Annotated in this window: 17 protein-coding genes, 4 pseudogenes and 1 riboswitch; of the genes and pseudogenes, 9 read left to right on the plus strand and 12 right to left on the minus strand. The window is 65.6% G+C overall.

What is annotated here, in order from left to right; all coding sequences use genetic code 11:
- Positions 1–17: 17 nt before the first annotated feature.
- The 3 genes from LK440_RS01110 (at position 18) to LK440_RS01120 (ending at position 2,833) form a co-directional block, all read left to right on the plus strand.
- On the plus strand, positions 18–470 hold the full coding sequence (locus LK440_RS01110; RefSeq protein ID WP_005016266.1) for a MarR family winged helix-turn-helix transcriptional regulator: 453 nt from the start codon (positions 18–20) through the stop codon (positions 468–470).
- Positions 467–1,660 (plus strand): multidrug effflux MFS transporter, encoded by a 1,194-nt coding sequence (locus LK440_RS01115; protein ID WP_005016263.1) that lies wholly within the window; start codon positions 467–469, stop codon positions 1,658–1,660. Before LK440_RS01110 ends, LK440_RS01115 begins: the two co-directional genes overlap by 4 nt.
- Before the next feature lie 78 nt (positions 1,661–1,738).
- Entirely contained in the window at positions 1,739–2,833 is a 1,095-nt protein-coding gene (locus LK440_RS01120; protein WP_005016261.1) for a branched-chain amino acid aminotransferase, read from the plus strand.
- A gap of 35 nt (positions 2,834–2,868) precedes the next feature.
- Here the strand turns inward: LK440_RS01120 and LK440_RS01125 are convergent, their stop codons facing one another.
- Positions 2,869–3,978 carry an HPP family protein gene (locus LK440_RS01125; protein WP_005016257.1) on the minus strand — a complete coding sequence of 370 codons (1,110 nt, stop codon included), beginning with the start codon at positions 3,976–3,978 and terminating at the stop codon, positions 2,869–2,871.
- Positions 3,979–4,125: 147 nt separating this feature from the next.
- Between LK440_RS01125 and LK440_RS01130 the strand changes: the two genes are divergently transcribed.
- On the plus strand, positions 4,126–4,704 hold the full coding sequence (locus LK440_RS01130; RefSeq protein WP_005016256.1) for a flavin reductase family protein: 579 nt from the start codon (positions 4,126–4,128) through the stop codon (positions 4,702–4,704).
- Between the two features lie 2 nt (positions 4,705–4,706).
- Here the strand turns inward: LK440_RS01130 and mntP are convergent, their stop codons facing one another.
- Entirely contained in the window at positions 4,707–5,279 is a 573-nt protein-coding gene (gene mntP, locus LK440_RS01135) for a manganese efflux pump MntP (RefSeq protein WP_005016255.1), read from the minus strand.
- A gap of 4 nt (positions 5,280–5,283) precedes the next feature.
- Positions 5,284–5,450, minus strand: a riboswitch (yybP-ykoY riboswitch).
- 88 nt (positions 5,451–5,538) lie between these two features.
- Between mntP and LK440_RS01140 the strand changes: the two genes are divergently transcribed.
- On the plus strand, positions 5,539–6,609 hold the full coding sequence (locus LK440_RS01140; RefSeq protein WP_005016253.1) for a hypothetical protein: 1,071 nt from the start codon (positions 5,539–5,541) through the stop codon (positions 6,607–6,609).
- Here the strand turns inward: LK440_RS01140 and LK440_RS18020 are convergent.
- The 3 genes and pseudogenes from LK440_RS18020 to LK440_RS01150 form a co-directional block, all read right to left on the minus strand.
- Positions 6,554–6,712 carry a DUF2894 domain-containing protein gene (locus LK440_RS18020; protein WP_242697806.1) on the minus strand — a complete coding sequence of 53 codons (159 nt, stop codon included), beginning with the start codon at positions 6,710–6,712 and terminating at the stop codon, positions 6,554–6,556. The two genes, LK440_RS01140 and LK440_RS18020, sit on opposite strands and share 56 nt — an antisense overlap.
- A pseudogene (locus LK440_RS17810) lies at positions 6,701–7,033 on the minus strand (DUF2894 domain-containing protein); the annotation flags it as partial. The gene LK440_RS18020 and the pseudogene LK440_RS17810, both read right to left, overlap by 12 nt.
- Entirely contained in the window at positions 7,030–9,825 is a 2,796-nt protein-coding gene (locus tag LK440_RS01150) for a DUF802 domain-containing protein (protein ID WP_005016251.1), read from the minus strand. The pseudogene LK440_RS17810 and the gene LK440_RS01150, both read right to left, overlap by 4 nt.
- A 132-nt stretch (positions 9,826–9,957) precedes the next feature.
- On the opposite strand from LK440_RS01150, the pseudogene LK440_RS01155 reads away from it, so the two are divergent.
- Positions 9,958–10,641, plus strand: a pseudogene (locus LK440_RS01155) (IS481-like element IS481 family transposase); the annotation flags it as partial.
- On the opposite strand, the gene LK440_RS01160 reads toward LK440_RS01155, so the two are convergent.
- Together LK440_RS01160 and LK440_RS01165 are read right to left on the minus strand one after the other, a co-directional pair.
- Positions 10,566–11,774, minus strand: coding sequence for an FUSC family protein (locus LK440_RS01160; protein WP_005016249.1), 1,209 nt, complete (start codon positions 11,772–11,774; stop codon positions 10,566–10,568). The pseudogene LK440_RS01155 and the gene LK440_RS01160 overlap by 76 nt on opposite strands.
- Positions 11,771–12,091, minus strand: coding sequence for a MarR family winged helix-turn-helix transcriptional regulator (locus LK440_RS01165; RefSeq protein ID WP_230580953.1), 321 nt, complete (start codon positions 12,089–12,091; stop codon positions 11,771–11,773). The genes LK440_RS01160 and LK440_RS01165 overlap by 4 nt, the downstream gene beginning before the upstream one ends.
- Positions 12,092–12,594: 503 nt before the next feature.
- On the opposite strand from LK440_RS01165, the gene LK440_RS01170 reads away from it, so the two are divergent.
- A complete protein-coding gene (locus LK440_RS01170; RefSeq protein WP_032826942.1) occupies positions 12,595–14,415 on the plus strand; it encodes an ABC transporter ATP-binding protein in 1,821 nt (606 codons plus the stop codon).
- A gap of 338 nt (positions 14,416–14,753) precedes the next feature.
- Here LK440_RS01170 and LK440_RS01175 read toward each other — a convergent pair whose 3' ends face one another.
- Both LK440_RS01175 and LK440_RS01180 read right to left on the minus strand, forming a co-directional pair.
- The gene (locus LK440_RS01175) at positions 14,754–15,221 is read right to left on the minus strand and encodes a hypothetical protein (protein WP_017686014.1); all 468 of its coding nucleotides are present in this window, start codon (positions 15,219–15,221) and stop codon (positions 14,754–14,756) included.
- Positions 15,218–15,400: a hypothetical protein gene (locus LK440_RS01180; protein ID WP_135238896.1), complete on the minus strand. Its 183-nt coding sequence runs from the start codon at positions 15,398–15,400 to the stop codon at positions 15,218–15,220. Before LK440_RS01180 ends, LK440_RS01175 begins: the two co-directional genes overlap by 4 nt.
- Before the next feature lie 140 nt (positions 15,401–15,540).
- On the opposite strand from LK440_RS01180, the gene LK440_RS01185 reads away from it, so the two are divergent.
- Complete coding sequence (locus LK440_RS01185; protein ID WP_017686012.1) at positions 15,541–16,143, plus strand: GGDEF domain-containing protein; 603 nt, start codon at positions 15,541–15,543, stop codon at positions 16,141–16,143.
- 85 nt (positions 16,144–16,228) lie between these two features.
- Positions 16,229–17,161, plus strand: a pseudogene (locus LK440_RS01190) (linear amide C-N hydrolase); the annotation flags it as partial.
- Positions 17,162–17,164: 3 nt separating this feature from the next.
- Here LK440_RS01190 and LK440_RS01195 read toward each other — a convergent pair.
- From LK440_RS01195 to minD, 3 genes and pseudogenes are all read right to left on the minus strand, one after another.
- Complete coding sequence (locus LK440_RS01195; protein ID WP_005011985.1) at positions 17,165–18,385, minus strand: ISL3 family transposase; 1,221 nt, start codon at positions 18,383–18,385, stop codon at positions 17,165–17,167.
- A gap of 121 nt (positions 18,386–18,506) precedes the next feature.
- On the minus strand, positions 18,507–18,779 hold the full coding sequence (gene minE / locus LK440_RS01200) for a cell division topological specificity factor MinE (protein ID WP_005015207.1): 273 nt from the start codon (positions 18,777–18,779) through the stop codon (positions 18,507–18,509).
- Between the two features lie 3 nt (positions 18,780–18,782).
- Positions 18,783–19,451 (minus strand): annotated as a pseudogene (minD, locus tag LK440_RS01205) (septum site-determining protein MinD); the annotation flags it as partial.
- Positions 19,452–19,559: the final 108 nt, after the last annotated feature.

Raw genomic sequence — 19,559 nt, forward strand, 5'->3', positions numbered from 1 at the left:
ATCTAATTGTATTGTCCATGCCGGATTCCACCTCGGCAGCCGTCCGTTTCGGGCCGCTGCTTGCCCAGGCCGCGCGCAGCTGGCGCCGTGCCGCCGATCGCCGTCTCGTCCCGTTCGGATTGACCGAAGCCACCTGGCTGCCCTTGTTGCGCGTCTCGCGCGCCGGCCATCCCATGCGCCAGAAAGACTTGGCCGCCTCGTTGGGGCTGGATGGCTCTTCCATCGTCAGGGTGCTGGATGCGCTCGAAGCCAGCGGTCTGCTGGCGCGGCAGCCGGATCCCGAGGATCGGCGCGCCAAGGCGCTGGTGCTCACGCCCGCTGGGCAGGCGGTGGTCGAGCAGGTGGAGGCCGTCGCCCGGCAGGTGCGCGAGGCCGCGCTGGCCGACCTGCCCGATGAGGAGGTGCTGCGCGCCTGCGCGCTGCTCGATCTCATCTGCCAGCGGCTCGATGGCGAGGGAGAAAGCGCGTGAGCAAGGCCATCCCCCGGGTGCAGTTGTGGATGCTGGCGGTGTTTACGTTCAGCGGCACGCTGGCCATGCATATCTTCGTGCCCGCGTTGGCGATGGCGGGTAAGGATCTGGGCGCGAGCAATGCGTCCATGCAGATGACGGTCAGTCTTTACATCCTGGGCCTGGCCGGCGGGCAGTTGGTCTACGGCCCGCTGTCGGATCGGTTTGGGTGCCGCCCTGTCCTGATGGGCGGCTTGTTCATCTATACGCTGGCGGGCCTGGCGGCGGCGCTGGCCCCGGACGCCCATGCGCTGATCGCCGCGCGGCTGTTCCAGGCCTTGGGAGGCTGCGCCGGCCTAGTGCTGGCGCGCGCCATCGTGCGCGACACGGCCGCCGACAGTTCGGCTGCCAAGCGGCTTGCGCTCATGAACATGATGGTCATGATCTCGCCCGCCCTGGCGCCCTTGCTGGGCAGCTTTCTGGCCGCCACGCTGGGTTGGCGTTCCATTCTGGTGGTGCTGTGCCTGCTGGGCGTGGCCAATCTGTTGCTGGCCTGGCGCAAATTGCCCGAGACGCTGCCGCAGACCGCGGCCCTGACGCCATCCCGATTGCTGCGTGACTACCGCGCGCTGTTTCGTTCACCGCGTTTCGTGGGCTATACCCTGGGCGGCGGTTGCGCGACGACCTCCATGTACGCCTTCGTGGCGAGCGCGCCGTTCATCTTCATCGATCAGTTGCATCGCCCCGAGCATGAGGTCGGGGTCTACCTGGCGATTCTGGTCTCCGGGGTATGGCTGGGCAATGCGATCTGCGGGCGCTTGCTGAACACCGTTCCGATCGACCGCCTGCTGATGGGCGGCAATCTGCTGAGCGCCATCAGTGTGCTCCCCCTGCTGGTCTGCGTGCTGGGCGGCGTGATGAACACCACATTGACCATGGGGCTGATGTTTGTGTTTTGCGTCGGCGCAGGAGCCTGTTCGCCGGCAGCGCTGACGCTTGCCATGAGCGTCAACCCGCAGGTCATCGGTTCGGCGTCGGGGCTCTACGGCTGCACTCAGATGGCCATCGGGGCAATCTGCACTAGCCTGGCTGGCCTGGGTTCGTCGCCGTTGCGCGCGGCCGTGCTGGTGATCGCCGTCGCCTGCGTGCTGTCGCAGTTTGCGTTGCGTATGGCGCAGTCGTCTCGCGATCCCGCGCCCGCCGCGTCCTGAGCGATAGTGATTTCAATGGCGCACGCATTGGCGGTATGCTTTTGCGAGCCGCTTATTCCTGTTTAGCTGGAGACACACATGAGTCAAGACAAACCCGAGTTCCTGCTTGAGCGCCACCCGAGTCCGGTGGCGCCCGCCGAACGTGAGCGCCTGCTCCAGGATCCGGGATTTGGCCGGATCTTCACCGATCATATGGCCACCGTGCGCTATAACGCGGACCGCGGCTGGCATGATGCCAAGATCGAGGCGCGCGCCGATCTGCGCCTGAATCCGTCGACGCTGGTGCTGCACTACGCGCAGGAGATTTTCGAAGGCCTCAAGGCCTATCGCCTGCCCGATGGCAGCGCCACGCTGTTTCGCCCCCAAGCCAATGCACGGCGCTTCCGCAACTCGGCGGCCCGTCTGGCGATGGCCGAGCTGCCCGAAGCCGTCTTCGTCGAGTCGGTCGAACAGTTGGTGCGCTTAGAGCGCGACTGGATTCCGTCGGCCGATGGGGCTTCGCTCTATCTGCGCCCTTTCATGATCGCCACCGAAGTCGCGCTGGGCACCAAGCCGTCCGCCGATTATCTGTACGCCGTCATCGCCTCACCGGTGGGCGCCTATTTCAAGGGGGGCGGTTCGGCCGTCACGATCTGGGTGTCGGATAACTACACGCGCGCCGCGCCCGGCGGCACCGGTGCGGCCAAGTGCGGCGGCAATTACGCCGCCAGCCTGCAGGCCCAGGCCGAAGGCGCGCGCCAAGGATGCGACCAGGTGGTGTTCCTCGATGCGGTCGAGCGCCGCTGGGTCGAGGAGCTGGGTGGCATGAATGTCTTTTTCGTCTTTGCCGACGGTTCGCTGCAGACCCCGCCGCTGACCGGCACCATCTTGCCCGGCATAACCCGTGACTCGCTGATCACCCTGGCGCGCGATCTGGGCATGACAGTGCGCGAAGAGCCGTATGCCATCGACCAGTGGGAGGCCGATGCCAAGAGCGGCAAGCTGGTCGAGTCGTTTGCCTGCGGGACCGCGGCGGTGGTCACCCCGATCGGCCAGGTCAAGGGCCGCCAGCACGGCTTTACCATCGGTTCCGGGGCGGTGGGCGAGATCACGGTGCGTCTAAAAGCCGCGCTCGAGGATATCCAGCGCGGCCGCAGCGAGGACAAGCACGGCTGGCTGCATAAAGTCGCCTGACCGTCCGGCATGCACCTGACGGCCGTCCGTGGCATTTAGGTTGCGGACGGCCGTATTTCTTCCTGGTTCAGGGTGATCTGATACAAGGCGGCAATGAGGTCGGATTGCGTGACCACCCCCTTTAGCTGCCCATCGTGGTCCAGCACCGGCACGCCATGCAACCCGTCGGCCATGGGGCGCGCCAGGGTGACCGCCGGCAGGTCTTCGGTGGCGAAGGCGCCATCGCGACTGAGGCAATCGACCAGCGCGCGGCCTGCCGCCTGGCCCGCCTGGGCGGCATGCTCATGCAACATGCCCAGGTAGGCACCGGTGGCGGGGTCGACCACCGGCAGGGTGTGCAGGCGGTGGTGGCGCATCAACGCCTGGGCATGGTCCAGCGTGTCCTGCGGCGACAGGCGCACGATGTCGCGCGACATGATATCGGCGCATTGCACCGTGGCATGCCGGCGTGCGGCGGCGCGGGCCTCGGCGGCCAGGATGATGTCCTGGATATCGTCGGGGCTGATATCCAGCAGGCCTTCGTGCGAATCCAGCGTCTGCCGCAGGTCGTCGGCCGAAAATCCCAGGCGTTCACTGGGCAGTGGGTTGCGGGTCGCATGCGGCGAGGGGGTATCGTGCGTTCGTTTGGGGTAAGGGCGTTTGAGCAGGCCATTGAACATCACGGCCACGCACAGCAGCGCCAGCGAATTGATGCCGACTGGCCAGATCGCAAAGCCAAACCCCAGTTGGCTCACGGCAGGGCCGCCGAGCACGGCTGTCAGGGCCACGGCGCCGCCGGGCGGGTGCAGGCAACGCAAGGCAAACATGGCGGCAATGGCCAGCCCTCCCGCGGCGGCCGCGGCCAGCGCGACATCAGGGATATAGCGGGCGCAGACCACGCCTATCAGGGCCGAGACAACGTTGCCGCCCAGGATCGACCAGGGTTGCGCCAGCGGGCTGGCCGGCACGGCAAAGAGCAATACGGCCGAGGCGCCCATGGGCGGGATGAACCAGGGGCTGGCCTGGCCCAGCGCCAGGCGGGCTATCCATGCGGTGCATAACAGTCCAAGCAGCGCACCCAGGGCGCCATAGCATTTTTCTCGCAGGCTGGCTCCGACGGGAGCCGGGGCAAAGGCGCGTAACCAATGGGCAAAGCGGACGGGCAATGTGTTCTCCTCGTGACCGAGCAATCACGCGGGAAAAGACTGTAGCACGCGTGCCGAGGGTGCTGCCGCGCTAAGCTTGGGGCGGCGCAGCCCGCAGGTGTGACCCCGTTGGCGGGTCTTGCGGCGCGCCGCAGCCAGGAGCACAGAATGCCCTCTCATTTTCAAGTGGTGGCGCTCGAGCATGCCAGCCGCCTCATCAATCATGGTCCGACGGTGCTGATCACCACGCGTCATGGCGCCGTGCGCAATATCATGGCCGCGGCCTGGTCCATGCCGGTGGAATTCACGCCGCCGCGCATTTCGGTGGTGATAGACAAGCACACCTATACGCGTGAGCTGATGCAGGCCAGCGGCCATTTCGGACTGCTGATCCCGGGCGCCAAGGCGGCCGATCTGACCTATGCCGTGGGGAGCGTGTCTGGCCGCGACGGTGACAAATTCGTGCGCTGCGGTGTCGAACCCCTGAGCGGTCCGGCGCTGGGCCTGCCCTTGCTGGAAGACGGCATGGCCGCCTGGATGGAGTGCCGCTGGATCCCCGAGACGCATACCGAAGACGCTTACGACACCTGCTTTGCCGAGGTCGTGAGCGCGGCGGCAGACAGCCGCATTTTTGCCGGCGGGCATTGGAATTTCAGTCAGGACAACCGCGATCTGCATACGCTGCATCATCTCGGTGGGGGCGCCTTCGCCATAGCCGGCACCCCCATCCAGGCGCAGGCGCGCTGACGTCAGCCGGCCGTGGCGCTCAGGTGCTCGTAGAGAATGGTCGATCCGATACCGATCAGAGCCACACCGCCCAGGATCTCGGCGCGCTTGCCCGCCATGGCGCCCAGGACGCGGCCAAGCATGACGTCCAGGGTCACCATGGTCCGCGTGGCCAGGCCGATGGCGATGGCGGTGAGTACGATATTGGTGTCGATGAAGGCCAGGCTCACTCCCACGGCCATGGCATCGATACTCGTGGCAAAGCCCGTGGCCGCCAGAAGCCAGAAACCGTGTCGGGAAGGGGGAGCGGCCTCTTCCTGCGGCCCTGACAGCCCATTGCGTATCATCATGACCCCCAGCACACAGAGCATGCCGAAGGCAATCCAGTGGTCCCAGTCGGCGATGAATGTGGCGGCGATGGAGCCCAACGCCCACCCGATGACGGGGGTGATCGCGTCGATCACCCCGAAGATCAGGCCGGTGCGCAAGGCTTCGGAGAAACGGGGTTTGTGCAAGGCGGCGCCTTTGCTGACGGCGGCCGCGAAAGCGTCGGTCGACATGGCAAAGGCCAGCACCAGAATGGACAACAGATTCATTAACAGCTCCAGCCGGGCAACGTACGCATAGACCTCTGCCTGCCGCCCGGCGCAGCAGGAAAGGTCCATGGTCTCGCCAGGCCGGCAGGCTGCGCGCGCCATGGCCGTGTCGGGCCAAGAGTGTTGACGCGTGCCCTTTCCGCAACGGAAAGGAGGCTACTCCCCAAAAGGATGGGCCGAGTGTAGCAGGGTATTTCGTGACAGCCCTCCAAGCCGCATGGCTGCGGGCGGCAATCCCTGGTCTGGGTATGATTGAGCCATGATTGCCGCCGCTATTCCCTCTATCTGGTCCTATCTTCTGCCTTTGTTGTCCCTGCTGGCCCTGGTGTGTCTGGTGGTGTGGGGGCTGGGGCTGGCGGTGAGCCGGGGTTGGCGCGCGGCGATACGCCGGCACCCCTGGCGTGCCCTGGTTCTGCTGCTGCCCCTGGCGTCGTTGCTGGCGTATGGCGTGGCATTTGCGCATTCGGTCTGGCGTTACCAGCAAGTCGTGGCGCGGCAGGAGGCCGCGCGTGCGCTGGTGCTGGAGCACGCGCAGACGATCGACGGGATCGCCATGCCCGCCGGCAGCCGTCTGCAATTGCAGCGCGCCGGACACCCCGAGAGCTTCGTCGAGGCGGAGTTCGCCCAGCCCGTCATGGTGCAGGGGATCGCCGCGCGTCGTCTGGCACGCCGCGTCTCCACCCGATACGACGCCCAGAGTCATGCCGAGATCGGTAGCGACGTGCTGTCGATGTCGGTGTTTGGCGACGGCCCCCAACGTGTGCATGGCTGGTCGTGTGACGCCGCGCTGCCGATCGAGTTCGAGTTCAAAGGTGGCCGTGCGGTATTCGAGCAATGCACGTTGGCTGCCGGCGCCGCCCACCCCCTGGCCATCGCTGGCGCGCGCCTGCGCGCCAGCGCGGGTACGGCCTACACCGACGGTCATATCGATCCGGATCGCTGGATCATCAGCCTGAAAGAAGGCCAGAGCCTGCGTCTGGCGGGGATGTGGTTGGCCGAAGCGAGTCTGCGTCTGCACGACGATGGCACTTTTTTTGCATTGAGCGCAGGGACGCTTATCTGCCCTCATGTCATGGGCCCGATGCGTTATCCGCCCGGCACGCAGGTCCAGACCATCGCGCGCGGGTGGCAAGGCCGCCGGCCCTGGCTGTTCACACCTGCGGCGCACACGCATGCCAGCTATGCCGGTCACGCAGACGTCGAGGCCTCCTCATCGGTGGTGCAGTCGCAGGACGGCGAGGTGCTCAGCGTGGCTCCCAGCCGCGAATTAGGCGTCAGGGATTGGATGAAGCTCGGCCCGCACGCCGCTTTGCCGGCTTGCCCGGACTAGTCTTGGCGGGTGAGGGCAGTGCCGTATTCAAGCGCTCCAGGCCGCAGAGCGTGTCCACATAGGCCATGAACTGATGCAGGTAGTCGGGCGAGAGCGAGCGCAAGTGCGACAGGGCCCGGTGTACCAGATGGTCGGAGTTCAGCGCGAACAGCACGCTGCCACTGATGCCGATGCGGCCGTCGACCAGCGTGACGCGTCCGGCGGCCAGAGGGCCGGCCAAGGCCTGCTCGAGGGTCTCGCGGCGCTGGGTTTCAGCCTGCCTTTCTTTAACCTCTTCATCGAGTTTGGTTGTCAACTGCAACTGGAACCCGATGATCCCCACCAGAATGAGTACGAAGGCGCCCAGCAGCACCGACATCAGGTCGCCGAAGACCGCCCAGGCAGGCGCCGGGGCGTCCAGGCCGGCATCGAGCTCGTCGTTCATGTGGCCTGAGCCCCGTCACGGTCGCGTTGCTGCAACTGCTGCATGATTTGCTTCTGCGACAGCAGCGACAGGTCGACGACCTCCCGGGCCTGTGCCACGTAGTAGGCCAGTTGTTCGTCGCTGCGCGTGAGCGATTTGGCCAGCGCCGCCTCGATGCGCTCGAGCTGGCCGATGAGCCTGGCGTTGGCCTGGTCGAATGTCTGCACCGCCGCGCCGAGCGCCTCGCCCAGGCTGGCGACTTCGACGGCGCTGCCCGTGACCTGTTCTGCGACTGCGCCCAGCTTGCCTGTCTCCCCTTCGAGGTGGTCGGTAAAGCGCTGTCCCACACGCTCGAGCAGTTCGGCCGAAGACGCCACCAGGGCGTCGACCGCCCCGCGCTGTTCATGACTGGCGTGGTTGATGGCCTGCAGCAGGGTGTCCACGGTTTCGAGGAGATGGCCGCGCTCTTGCAGCATGGCGTTGTCGCGCGCCATGCTGTCGGAGAGTTTTTCGCGCAGCTCGCTCACCATGGCCGCGGCGGCCTTGGGGGCTTGCGAGGCGGCTTCGAGCAAGTGCTCGATCTCGCCGATCATGCGCTGCGACTGCGCATCGGCCAGGGCGGTGATGGCGCCGACCGCAGCCGAAAAGCTATCGCAGATCTCTTGTTGGCGCGCCAGGGTGCGGTTGCCGGTGGTCTCCCATTCCGCGCGCAACGCGGCGGCGACATCGGCCAGGGATTCGGTCCAGGTGGCCAGGCGCGCTTCGTCGCGGGTGGCCAGTTCGCCATGCAGGCGGCCATGGGCCTGGTCGACCGTTGCCAGCAGCGCGGCGGAATGGGCCTCGAATCGTTCGGCCGCTGCGTCCAGGGCGACGTGGTGCGCATCGGCCAGCGAGGCGCTGGCTGCCTCGTGGCGCCCCAGCGCCTCGCGCCAGGCCTGAGCCAATTGCTCGGTGGTGAGGTCCATGCGGCTGGCGACGTTGTCGACCAGGCCGATGGAACGCTGGTCAAACGCCGAGCAAAAATCCTGCAGCGTGGCGCGCAACGCGTCGGACAGGCGGGCCTGGTCTTGCGCCTGTTCGGCCAGTGCGGCCTGCCAGTGTTGCAACGTGTCGGACGTACCCTGGGTGACGGTCCGGGCCGTGCCTTCCAGTCGCGTAGCGATGCCGTCGATGAGGGCGGCCGAACGCGTCTCGAAGGAGGCGGAGAACTGCTGCAGGGCGTCGTGCAAGCCCTGGGCGGCGTCCTGCTGGCCGCGGCGTTGCTCGCCCAGCGCGGCCTGCCAGGCGCCCAGCGCAGCCTGCACATGGGCCGCGATGCCGCTGGCCGCGCCGTCCAGGCGCGCATCCATGCGCGCAACCAGATCGGTGGCGCGGCCGTCAAAGCCCGTGCTGAATTGCTCCAGCGCCACGCGCAGATCCTGCGCCAGCGTGGCCTGCGCGGCGTGCTGTTCGGCCAGCGCCGCTTTCCAGATAGCGGCCACGCCCGCCGTGGTCTGCGCGACGCTGTCCGTGGTGCTGGACAAGCGGGCGGCGACGTCGTCGAGCAGGCGGCTGGAGCGGCTTTCGAAAGTCGCCGCGAACCGGTTCAGCGCCGTGTCGAGTTGGTCGGCCAGCGCGGCGGACCAGCCGCTGGCGGTCTGTTCGGTGCTGACGGCCAAGGTGGCGGCGGTCGTGTCCAGCCGGGCCGAGACATCGGTCAGCAACGCCGATGCGCGGCCGTCGAAACTGGCGCCGAACTGCTCCAGCGTGGCGCGCAGATCCTGGTTCAGCGCCAGATTGGCCTGCTGCTGTTCGGCCAAGGCCTGGCTCCAATGGTCGGCCAACGTCGAACTGGTCTGCTCCAGCCGCCGGGACAGCTCGTCCATCTGCTGCTGCAGCGCCTGGGTGACGGTGTCGCGCCAGGCGCTGGTCTCACGCGCCAGGGTCTGCATGGTGGTCTGCACCGCTGGCTGGATGGCAGCCCCGGCGGCCTGGGCGCTTTCGGCCACGCTGTGCGTGAGCGCGGTTTGCACCGAGCTGGCCAGACGGCCGTAGACCGCCTCGGTGTTGCCGTAGAAGGCCTGCTGTCCGTCGAGCAGCCGCTGGTTCAGCGCCTGGCTCTGGTTTTCCATCGAGGCCATCATGGCCGCCAGGCGGTCTGCCAGCAGCGGCAGGGTGTCTGCCTGGCTGCGCAGCAACCGGAAACTCTCTCCCCGCTGATGGGCCAGTGAATAGCCGCGCAGCGTCGTGGCGGCCTTGGTGTCGAGCAATTCGCCGGCCTGCAGGCGCGCGCGCCGGCACAGGGCCGAAAGCAGTCCCAGCATGGCCGAGGCAGCCACGCCCGCGACCGAGGTGCCAAAGGCAAACCCCAGGCCTTTGACCGGCGCGGCCAGCGACGCCCGCATGGCGGCCAGGTCGGTGGCGCTTTCCAGGGCCAGTCCGGTCCCGCGCAACGTGGCGACCATACCGAGAAAGGTCCCCAGCATGCCCAGCAGGACCAGCAGCCCAACCAGGTAGGGCGTCAGGGCCGGACCCGGCAAGCCGGCACGTTCGCCTTCGATGCGCAATCTGACCGTATTGCGCAACCCCTGGGGCAGCACGTCGAGCCAGGGGCCAAGTTGCGCGGGGGCTTCGGACAAACGCTCCAGGGCATGCGTGAGGCTGCGCGTGGCTTGCTGATAGCGCAGCAGCTCCAGCGCGCCGGCCAGGTAGCAAACACCGATCAGGGCGGTGACGGACAGCGCCAACGGATTGCTGCCGAGATAGCCGACGCCGATCCAGCCGATGGCGGCCAGGCCGACGAGAAAGACGATGAGATGGAGGATGCGAGTCATGAGGGCCTGATTAGCGGGCGCGAAGGGCGGCTAGCTGTGAAGATTCAATAGGTTGTATGCATGGTTCATCCGAACCGGATTTGAGAAACTGGAAATCGCCAACCCCCCAGTTCACTCAAGGAGCCCGGCCGGATGAACACCCATAAGCATGCCCGATTGACCTTCCTACGTCGCCTCGAAATGGTCCAGCAATTGATCGCCCATCAAGTTTGTGTGCCTGAAGCGGCCCGCGCCTATGGGGTCACCGCGCCGACTGTGCGCAAATGGCTGGGCCGCTTCCTGGCTCAGGGCCAGGCGGGCTTGGCCGATGCGTCCTCGCGCCCGACGGTCTCGCCCCGAGCGATTGCGCCGGCCAAGGCGCTGGCTATCGTGGAGCTGCGCCGCAAGCGGCTGACCCAAGTGCGCATCGCCCAGGCGCTGGGCGTGTCAGCCAGCACCGTCAGCCGCGTCCTGGCCCGCGCCGGTCTGTCGCACCTGGCCGACCTGGAGCCGGCCGAGCCGGTGGTGCGCTACGAGCATCAGGCCCCCGGCGATCTGCTGCACATCGACATCAAGAAGCTGGGACGTATCCAGCGCCCTGGCCACCGGGTCACGGGCAACCGACGCGATACCGTTGAGGGGGCCGGCTGGGACTTCGTCTTCGTGGCCATCGATGACCACGCCCGCGTGGCCTTCACCGACATCCACCCCGACGAGCGCTTCCCCAGCGCCGTCCAGTTCCTCAAGGACGCAGTGGCCTACTACCAGCGCCTGGGCGTGACCATCCAGCGCTTGCTCACCGACAATGGCTCGGCCTTTCGCAGCCGCGCCTTCGCCACGCCGCAGCGCAAGGCCACGCCATGGTCGCGCAGTTCCGCGGTTGGCAGGCGGCGAGCGACGCGGCGCCGCGGCACGTCGCCGCGCTCGATATGACGCCAGAGATCATGCGCGTCCTGGCGCAGTTCGATGAGCCGGTCCAGGCGCATGGCCAGGCTGGTACGAAGAATGGCCTCCCAGGCCTGCGTGCCGGGCGGCGAGCGGGTCATCTGTGCACTGCTGCGCAGTTGGCCGATGGCCACGCGCAAGCGGTGCAGATTGGCCGCATCATCGTCGTGCGTCGGCGGACGCAGCCACCGCTGCAGTAGGCCGGTCAGGCGGGCAATGTCATCGGGGCAGGTCCCTGCGGCTAGCGTGGTGAGCGCGGTGACGCGGTCGGAGATGGCGCCGATGACCGGCAGCATCAATGACATGCGGTCATGCAGGATGCGCAACGCGCCTTCGCCCCCGCGCAACTGAGGTTTCTCATAGGCCAGGTGAACGAAGAAGGTACGCAGCTCCGCCACCCCGGCGGCCAGGTTCTGCATGTCGTGCGGCATGCGCTTGTGGCCTTGAGGGCCATGCAGGCTGTCGATCAGCAAGGTGGCCGAGTCACGCAACCAGCCTTCGATGCGCGCTGCGATCAGCCCGCCGACATGGCGCGGCAGAATCAGATGGCTGACCAGCGTCGCGCACAGAATCCCCAGGGTGATTTCTTCGCAGCGCGCCAGTGCCGTATCAAAGACCGCGAGGGGTTCGGTCGCGCTCGAAAAACCGACAATGGCTGCCGTGTAGCCGGCCAGCATGAAGATGTAGCTGCGCGGGCGCCTGTCCAGCATGGAGACATACAGGCACAGACCCACCCACAACGCCAGGGTGCCGGACATGAGCGCCGGCGCATTGACCAGCCTCGGCACGAGCAGTACCGCAACGGCTGCGCCCAACCATGTGCCGATGACACGGTAGATGGCCTTGGACGTCAGCGCGCCGGACAACGGATGAGCAATGATGTAGGCCGTGGCCATGGCCCAGCCGGGACGCTGAAAGTCCAGGCACAGCGACAGGTAGAGCGCCAGCATGGACGCAATGAAATTCTTGCTCGAGAAGATGGCATCGCTCAGGGTGGGGCGGTAGGTGAAGATCTTCGCGATCATGCCTGGGAGTCTGAGGTGTTGAGGGTTTCGAGCCGCTGCTGTATGGCCCGCAACACGCGTTCGGCGATGCGCAGTTCGGCCGGATCGATCCCGTTGACGACGTCGGCGCGCACCCGGTCGACGATGTGGGCGATGTCCGCCGCCTTGGCCTGGCCGGCAGCCGACAAGGTGACGCAGCGGGCGCGCCGGTCTTCGGGATCGGCCAACCGCTCGATCAGGCCGGCCGTCTCCAGCGCGTCGATCACCCGGACCAATGACGCGCCCTCGACGCCTATCTCGTCGGCCAGAACACCCTGGCGCAGCGGCACGCCGTGCACGCGCAGCACCAGCAGGGGCCAGGCGGTGGCCTGCGACAGGCCCTCGCAGGCCAGGGCCTGGTCGATGCGCTTGCGCCATTGGCGGCCGCTGTTGACGAGCAGCCGGCCGATGGAGGCGGGGGGGAGGAGATGACATGGATGACTTCCGTTTATTGCTTAGTATTCTATATATTATAATTCTATGTATATCGGCCAGGCATACCCCTTGGCCGACGGGGGGCTCTGCGCGGGCGGCCGGCACCCGCGCTAAACTGACGCTTCTCTGTGCCCGGGCGGTACGGTTGACCATTTCACATGCAGGGGGCGAGCGACGATGCCTCTGCATGCCCACCTGCGCCTGCCTGCGCGACGCACTTGAGCGGTCGCGCGTGCGGCACCAATGCCGGGCGAGACCTGGCGGGTCGCCGCGCCTTCTCCGGCCTGACCCTACGCTGCCTTTACCGCGTCTGCGGTAGGCGCTGTTGCTCTCCTTGCGTGCCGGCCCTCGTGCCGGCCTATTTACTATGGCTAGATCCCACCAAGAACGCCGCGGGCAGACTTTCCGCAATGTGCTGGTTTTCACGCTGCGCCGCTGGGTCAAACAGTCCTGGCGCCTGAGCGTGGTGGCCGCAATGGCGTTGCTCTCGGCGGGGGCCGATGTGCTCACGCCGATGTACGCCGGGCGGCTGGTGGATGCGCTGGTGTCCGGCTCGCCGGGTGAGCAAGCGGTCTGGCATGCCGCGCTGACGGCCTTCTGGATGCTGGTGGCGCTGGGGGGGGGCGGCACCTTGCTGCGCCAGATCGCGTTTCGCAACATCATTCCGTTTACGCTGACCTTGATGCACGGCATGGCGTGCGACGCCTTTCACCGAGTCCAACGCCTGTCGTCGGACTGGCATGCCAACAGCTTTGCCGGTTCGACGGTACGCAAGATCACACGGGGCATCTGGGCTGTCGACCTGCTCAATGACACCCTGCTGACGGCACTGCTGCCGTCAGTGGTCATGCTGGTGGGGGCGACCGTGCTGCTCGGGGTGAGCTGGCCGCTGATGGGGTTGGTGGTGGGTCTGGGTGCGCTGCTCTACATCGGGGTGGCGGTCGTCATGGCGCTGCGCTACGTCGCTCCGGCTGCCCGGCTGTCCAACGCCTGGGATACGCGCATGGGCGGGGCACTGGCCGATGCGGTCAGCTGCAATGCCGTGGTCAAGGCCTTTGGCGCCGAGTCGCGTGAAGAAACCCGCTTCGAAGGTGTGCTGGCCAAGTGGCGTGCGCGTACGCGCCGCTCCTGGTTGCGAGTCACGCTCAACGGCGGGCTGCAGGGCGTGATGATGACGGCCATGCAGGCCGCCATGCTCGGGGTGTCGCTCTACCTTTGGATCAACGAGAAAGCCAGCGTGGGAGATATCACCTTTGCGATGACGATGTTCTTCGTCCTCAAGGGCTATCTTCGCGAAGTCGGCATGAACCTGCGCAACCTGCAGCGTTCGATCAATGACATGGAAGAGTTGGTCATGCTCGATACGCAGCCGCTGGGTGTGGAAGACCGGCAGGGCACGCGGGCCATCAAGGTGGCCGACGGCGAGATCCGGTTTGAACACGTCACCTTCCGCTATGGGGCGCAGCAAAAGCCGTTGTATGAAGACTTCTCGATTCGCATCGCGCCGGGCGAGCGTATCGGCCTGGTGGGGCATTCGGGGTCGGGCAAGACGACCTTCATCAAACTCATCCAGCGCCTGCACGACCTCGACAGCGGCCGCATCACCATCGATGGGCAGGACATTGCTCTGGTGCGCCAGGCCTCGCTCAGGCGGCAGATCGCCATCGTGCAGCAGGAGCCGATTCTGTTTCATCGCACGCTAGCCGAGAACATCGCCTATGCCCGTCCCGATGCGTCGCGGGCGGAGGTCGAGGAGGCCGCCCGCCAGGCCAGCGCGCACGATTTCATCATGGCCTTGCCCAAGGGATATGAGACGCTGGTGGGCGAGCGCGGCGTCAAACTTTCCGGCGGCGAGCGCCAGCGGGTGGCGATTGCACGCGCTTTCCTGGCCGATGCGCCCATCCTCATCCTGGATGAGGCGACCTCCAGTCTGGACAGCGAAAGCGAGGTCCTGATCCAGGCCGTCATGACACGGCTGATGCAGGGCCGCACGACATTGGTCGTCGCGCATCGGTTATCGACCGTGCGCGCCCTGGACCGGTTGCTGGTGATGGATCACGGCAAGGTCGTCGAAGCGGGCAGCCACGAGGCACTCATCCGCCGCGAGGGGGGCATTTACCGGCGTCTTTTCGAGCGGCAGGCGCTGGCGCTGACCGAGGGGCTTGACGAGGCGCTGCCCCGAGGGTGACCTGCCAGGAGAAATAAACCGACATGCAAGGACAAGAAAGCGGCTGCCGGCGAAATTAATGTAAGCATCCATCCTTTCGCCCGTTGTGCTGCCTACACTGGGCAGGTGCCCGTCGTGGGCACCTGCCCTGGAAGGCGTGGCTCATGGATGAAGGCTCTCTCTCGCTGTGGACGACGCGGCGGCGCATGACTCTCAAGCAGGCCTTGCTGGCCCTGGGGGCGGTATGTGCGTTGCCCGCCTGCCTGATTGCGGCTGCCGTCGCTTACGAGGATTACACCCTGCGCGAACAGCGGGTGTATCAATCCGTGGTGGAGACGGCTCGCGCCGTCGGCGCGGGGCTAGAGCATGACCGCAACACCGTCGAAGGCGGACTGCGCGTGCTGGCCGCCTCCGAGGAGTTGCGCCATGTCGACCTTGCCGGTCTGAGCGGCCGTATGGTGCAGATCATGAGTCTGCAGGGCGTCGATGGTTTTGTGCTGGCCGATGGGGCGGGGCGGATACTGCTGAACGTGGGCGATGCTCACTGCGCCACGCGCATCCCTGACACCTTGCTGGCCGCACGCTTGCGCCCGGAAGCCGTGGCGGTCTCCGGTGTGCAGTCCGGTGCTCGGGCAGGCCAGGCATGTCTGCTCATGGGCCTGCCGGTGCGTCTGGGCGAATCCGCCGATCACGCCCTCTACGCCAAGGTACGCTCGGACCGCCTGAGCCAGGCCTTGCGGCGTTATCCGTTGATCTCTGGCTGGGTGGTTGCCGTGCTCGACGATAGCGGACATATCGTTGCGCGCTCGCGCGATGAACTCAATCACGTCGGCAGTGCGTCCACACCAAGCCTGATGCAAGCCGTCAGCGAAGGAACCGAAGGCATACTGCATACGATGACGCGCGATGGCGTGGACGTATTGACGGCCTTTACGCGCATACCGGGTGGATCGGTGGCCGTGGGTGCGCCGTCGGCCACGCTGCGCTCGGGGCTGTACCGCTCCATGTCGCTGGCCATGGTCTCTGGCTTGCTGGTGCTGGTCGCGGCCCTGATGGTGGCCTATGCGCTGGCCCGTTCCATCACCCGGTCGGTGAGGGCCCTGATCACGCCGGCCGAAGCCTTGGGGCGGGGGGGCGCCGGTCTGGGTGCCCGAGACTTCCTTTCGCGAGACCGAGGAGCTGGCAGCCGCGCTGGTGCATGCGGCCCGGACCTTGACCCGCGCACGCGAGCAGGCCTATCACGACCCGCTCACCGGGTTGAACAACCGGCTTCTGTTTCGCGAGTTGGCGCAGTTGACGATGCGTACCGCGCAACGCGAGAAGCGCCCCTTGGCCCTGTTGATGCTCGATCTGGATGGCTTCAAGGCCGTCAACGACCAGCATGGCCATGCCGCAGGCGACAGTGTGCTCAAGCAGGCGGCCCGGCGCATGACCGAAACCGTGCGCGGCAGCGATGTCGTCGCGCGCCTGGGTGGCGACGAGTTCGTCGTGCTGCTGCCGGGCGCGGATGCGCTGGCCGCCGAGCGGGTGGCGAGTCTGCTGATCGCCGTGCTGTCATATCCTTTTGCCGGTGTCAGCGCGTCCATTGGCGTATCGGTCGGCATCGCGCTCTTTCCGCAGGATGGTGCGACGCTGGATGTGTTGCTCGACCGGGCCGATCGTGCGCTGTACGAGGCCAAGCGGGCGGGACGCTCCTGCTATCGCGGCGCGCAAGCCAGAGAAGCGCTCGCGGGTGTGGCGGCGGAGTGACAGCCGTATTTTTGTTTTACGCGCCGCTCGCGGGTTGGGATAATGTCAGGGCGGGGCGGGCGTCGCCCTTTGGAAGGAAGCCGGCATGACAACGCAAGTTCAACGATCGCTCCGTAAACGCCTGGGCAGGGCCGGCCGCTTGGCTGCGGCCGCGCTGCTATGCGCGCCGCTTGTCGCTCAAGCATGCACGCGCGTGGTCTACCTCGGGCCGCAAGGCAACATCATTACCGCTCGCTCCATGGACTGGAAGGTCGATGTGGGCACCAATCTATGGATTTTTCCGCGCGGCATGGCGCGCGACGGTGCGGGAGGCCCTGGCGGGTTGCGCTGGACGTCCAAGTACGGCAGCGTGATCGCCAGCGGGTACGATATCTCGACCACGGATGGCGTGAACGAGGCGGGTCTGTCCGCCAACGTGCTCTGGCTGGTGGAGTCCAACTATCCGAAGCCGACGGGCGACAAACCGCCGCTGGCCGTGTCGGCCTGGGCGCAATACGTGCTGGACAATTACGCCACCGTGGCCGAAGCGGTGACTGCGCTGGAGAAAGAACCTTTCACCATCGTGACCGAAAAGGTGCCTGGCGAGAGTCGTCTGGCGACCTTGCATTTGTCGCTGTCCGACAGCACGGGTGACAGCGCCATCGTCGAGTACATCGACGGCAAGCAGGTGATCCATCACTCGCGTGAGTACCAGGTGATGACCAATTCGCCTATCTTCGAGAAGCAATTGGCTCAGGAGGCCTATTGGCGCGAAGTCGGTGGCACGGTGGTTCTGCCCGGCACCAACCGGTCGGTCGATCGCTTTGCCCGCGCCATGTTCTATATCAACGCCATCCCGAAGAGCGAAAACCCGGACATGGCGCTGGCCAGTGTCTTTAGCGTCATCCGCAACGCATCGGTGCCTTACGGTATCACCACGCCGGATCAGCCGAATATTTCCTCGACCCGCTGGCGTACCGTGGGGGATCACAAGCGCAAGCTGTATTTCTTCGAGTCGGCGGTCAGCCCCAATATTTTCGGTTCATCGAGGAATACCGGGGAATGCAGACCGGATCTTGAGGAAGAAGTACTCCTGATCGCGGTAGCCGTAGGCGCGGCGCTTGATGACTTTGATGGTGTTGTTGATGCCCTCGACGATGCTGGTGTTGAGCCGGTGGCGACAGCGAGACAGAATCCCGTGCAGATAGGCTTTTAGCTTGAGCGCGAAGTGAGCCAAGGCGGCGATGCCGCTGCCCTGAGCCTGTTGCAGCCAGTGATCCCATGCCTGGCGGGCGTAGCCGGGGTGTTGGTAGAACCACAGCTGTTTGAGCTCATCGCGCATCAGATAAGCGGTGAGCAAGGGCTGGTTGGCCTGGAGCAACTCGTCCAACTTTACCGATTGGCACGGATCGAGGTTTTTGCGATTGCGCAGCAGTAGCCAGCGACTGGACTTGATCACCCGGCGGGCCGGCTTGTCGTGCCGCAACTGGTTCGCTTGGTCTACACGCACCCGGTCTATCACTTCACGGCCGTACTTGGCCACGACGTGGAACAGGTCGTAGACGATCTCGGCGTTGGGGCAGTTGGCCTGGATCTCCAGCTCATAGGCCGTCGTCATGTCGATCGCTACGGCCCGGATCTGCTGGGCAACCCCAGTTGGCAGTTGTTCGAAGAAGGCTCTGGCCGTCTCGCGCGAGCGGCCATCACCGATCCATAGCACCTGACGGCGGATCGGATCGACAACGACCGTGGCATAACGATGGCCCTTGTGTAGAGCGAACTCGTCCATCGCTAGGTAGTGGATCTGGCTCCAGTCCGGCTCTTGGATCGCCCGTCGCAGCAGGGCCTTGTCCAGCGCCTTGACCGTGTGCCAACCCAGTTGGAAGAAGCGCGCCACGGCCAGAATGTTGCTGGACTCAAGCAACTGGCTGACCGCCTCGGCCAGCCGGTCGGTCACTCGCTGGTAACGGCCCAGCCAGCTCAGCCTCTCCAGATGCGGTCCACCGCACTGCTCGCACCAGACCCGCCGACGCGGCACTACCAGCGTCACTCGCAGCGCCATTAGCGGCAGATCCCGCACCCGGCGCGTGGTCGTCTCATGCACCTGCCGACATCGGTTGCCGCAGTGCTCGCAGTGCATCGTTCGCGCTGAAGGCTTCAGGTAAATCGTGACCGTCCGGCTCTCACCTTCAGGCCACACGACCCGCTCCACCCGATAACCCTCCCACCCACCCAACCTCTCGATCGTCTTGCGGTCCAGCATGATCCCGGCCTTGATCCTTGAAAAATCAAGGATCAAGCGTAACGGCAATCAAGCACGGCTCCACGCTATTCCGCGATGAACCTTTTTTTGTGCACCCGGGTCAAGCCCGGGTGTTTCTTGATCAGGCGGATGCCTGTGTTTCGCTCTGCGGCATTTCGATCTTGACTTCGAGCACTTCCAGGGTGTCCTGGCGCTCAAGGTTGACCTTGATATCGTCGGGATTGATCTTGACGTACTTGGAAATCACGGCCACCAGTTCCTGCTGCAATTGCGGCAGGTAGTCGGGGGAGTCGCCCCGGCCTGAGCGCTCATGCGCCAGGATGATCTGGAGCCGTTCTTTGGCGACGCTGGCCGAAGCTTTCTTCTGGCCGAGCAGAAACGACAGGAAGGACATTGCTTACTTTCCTCCGAACAGGCGCTTCAGGAAGCCGGGCTTCTCATACTCAGTAAAGCGCAGCGAGCGTTCTTCGCCCAGATAGCGGGCCACCACATCTTTGTACGCCTCGGACACATCGGTGTCCTTGAGGTGGATGGCGGGCAGACCCTGGTTGGACGCCTGCAGCACCGCTTCCGATTCGGGTACCACCCCGATCATCTTGATGCGCAGAATGTCTTCGATATCGCCCAAGGACAGCATTTCGCCGTCGATGACGCGCTTGGGGTTGTAGCGCGTGAGCAGCAGGTATTCCTTGACTGGCTCGTCGCCCTCGACGGCGCGGCGCGACTTGGCTGCCAGAATGCCGAGGATGCGGTCGGAATCACGCACTGACGAGACTTCGGGGTTGGTCACCGCGAGCGCGTCGTCGGCGTAATAGGCCGCCAGCAGCGCACCGGTTTCGATGCCGGCAGGTGAATCGCAGATGATGTAGTCGAAGCCCATTTCCTTGAGGTCTTCGATGACCTTACCCACGCCTTCCTGCGTCAGCGCGTCTTTGTCGCGCGTCTGCGAGGCGGGCAGGACGAATAAGTTTTCGAGGTGCTTGTCTTTGATGAGGGCTTGCTTGAGGCTGGCCTCGCCTTGAATCACGTTGACGAAGTCGTACACGACGCGCCGCTCGCATCCCAGTTCGTCTTCCTGGGCGTATAGGGAGCGGGCAGGCGCGTGTGGGGTCGGGTTATGCTCGGCAGGGCTGCGGATCTCGTGACAGCCGCTCCTGGAGAATGATTTGACCCA

This window comes from Bordetella holmesii, from assembly GCF_020735985.1.
GTDB lineage: Bacteria > Pseudomonadota > Gammaproteobacteria > Burkholderiales > Burkholderiaceae_B > Bordetella > Bordetella holmesii.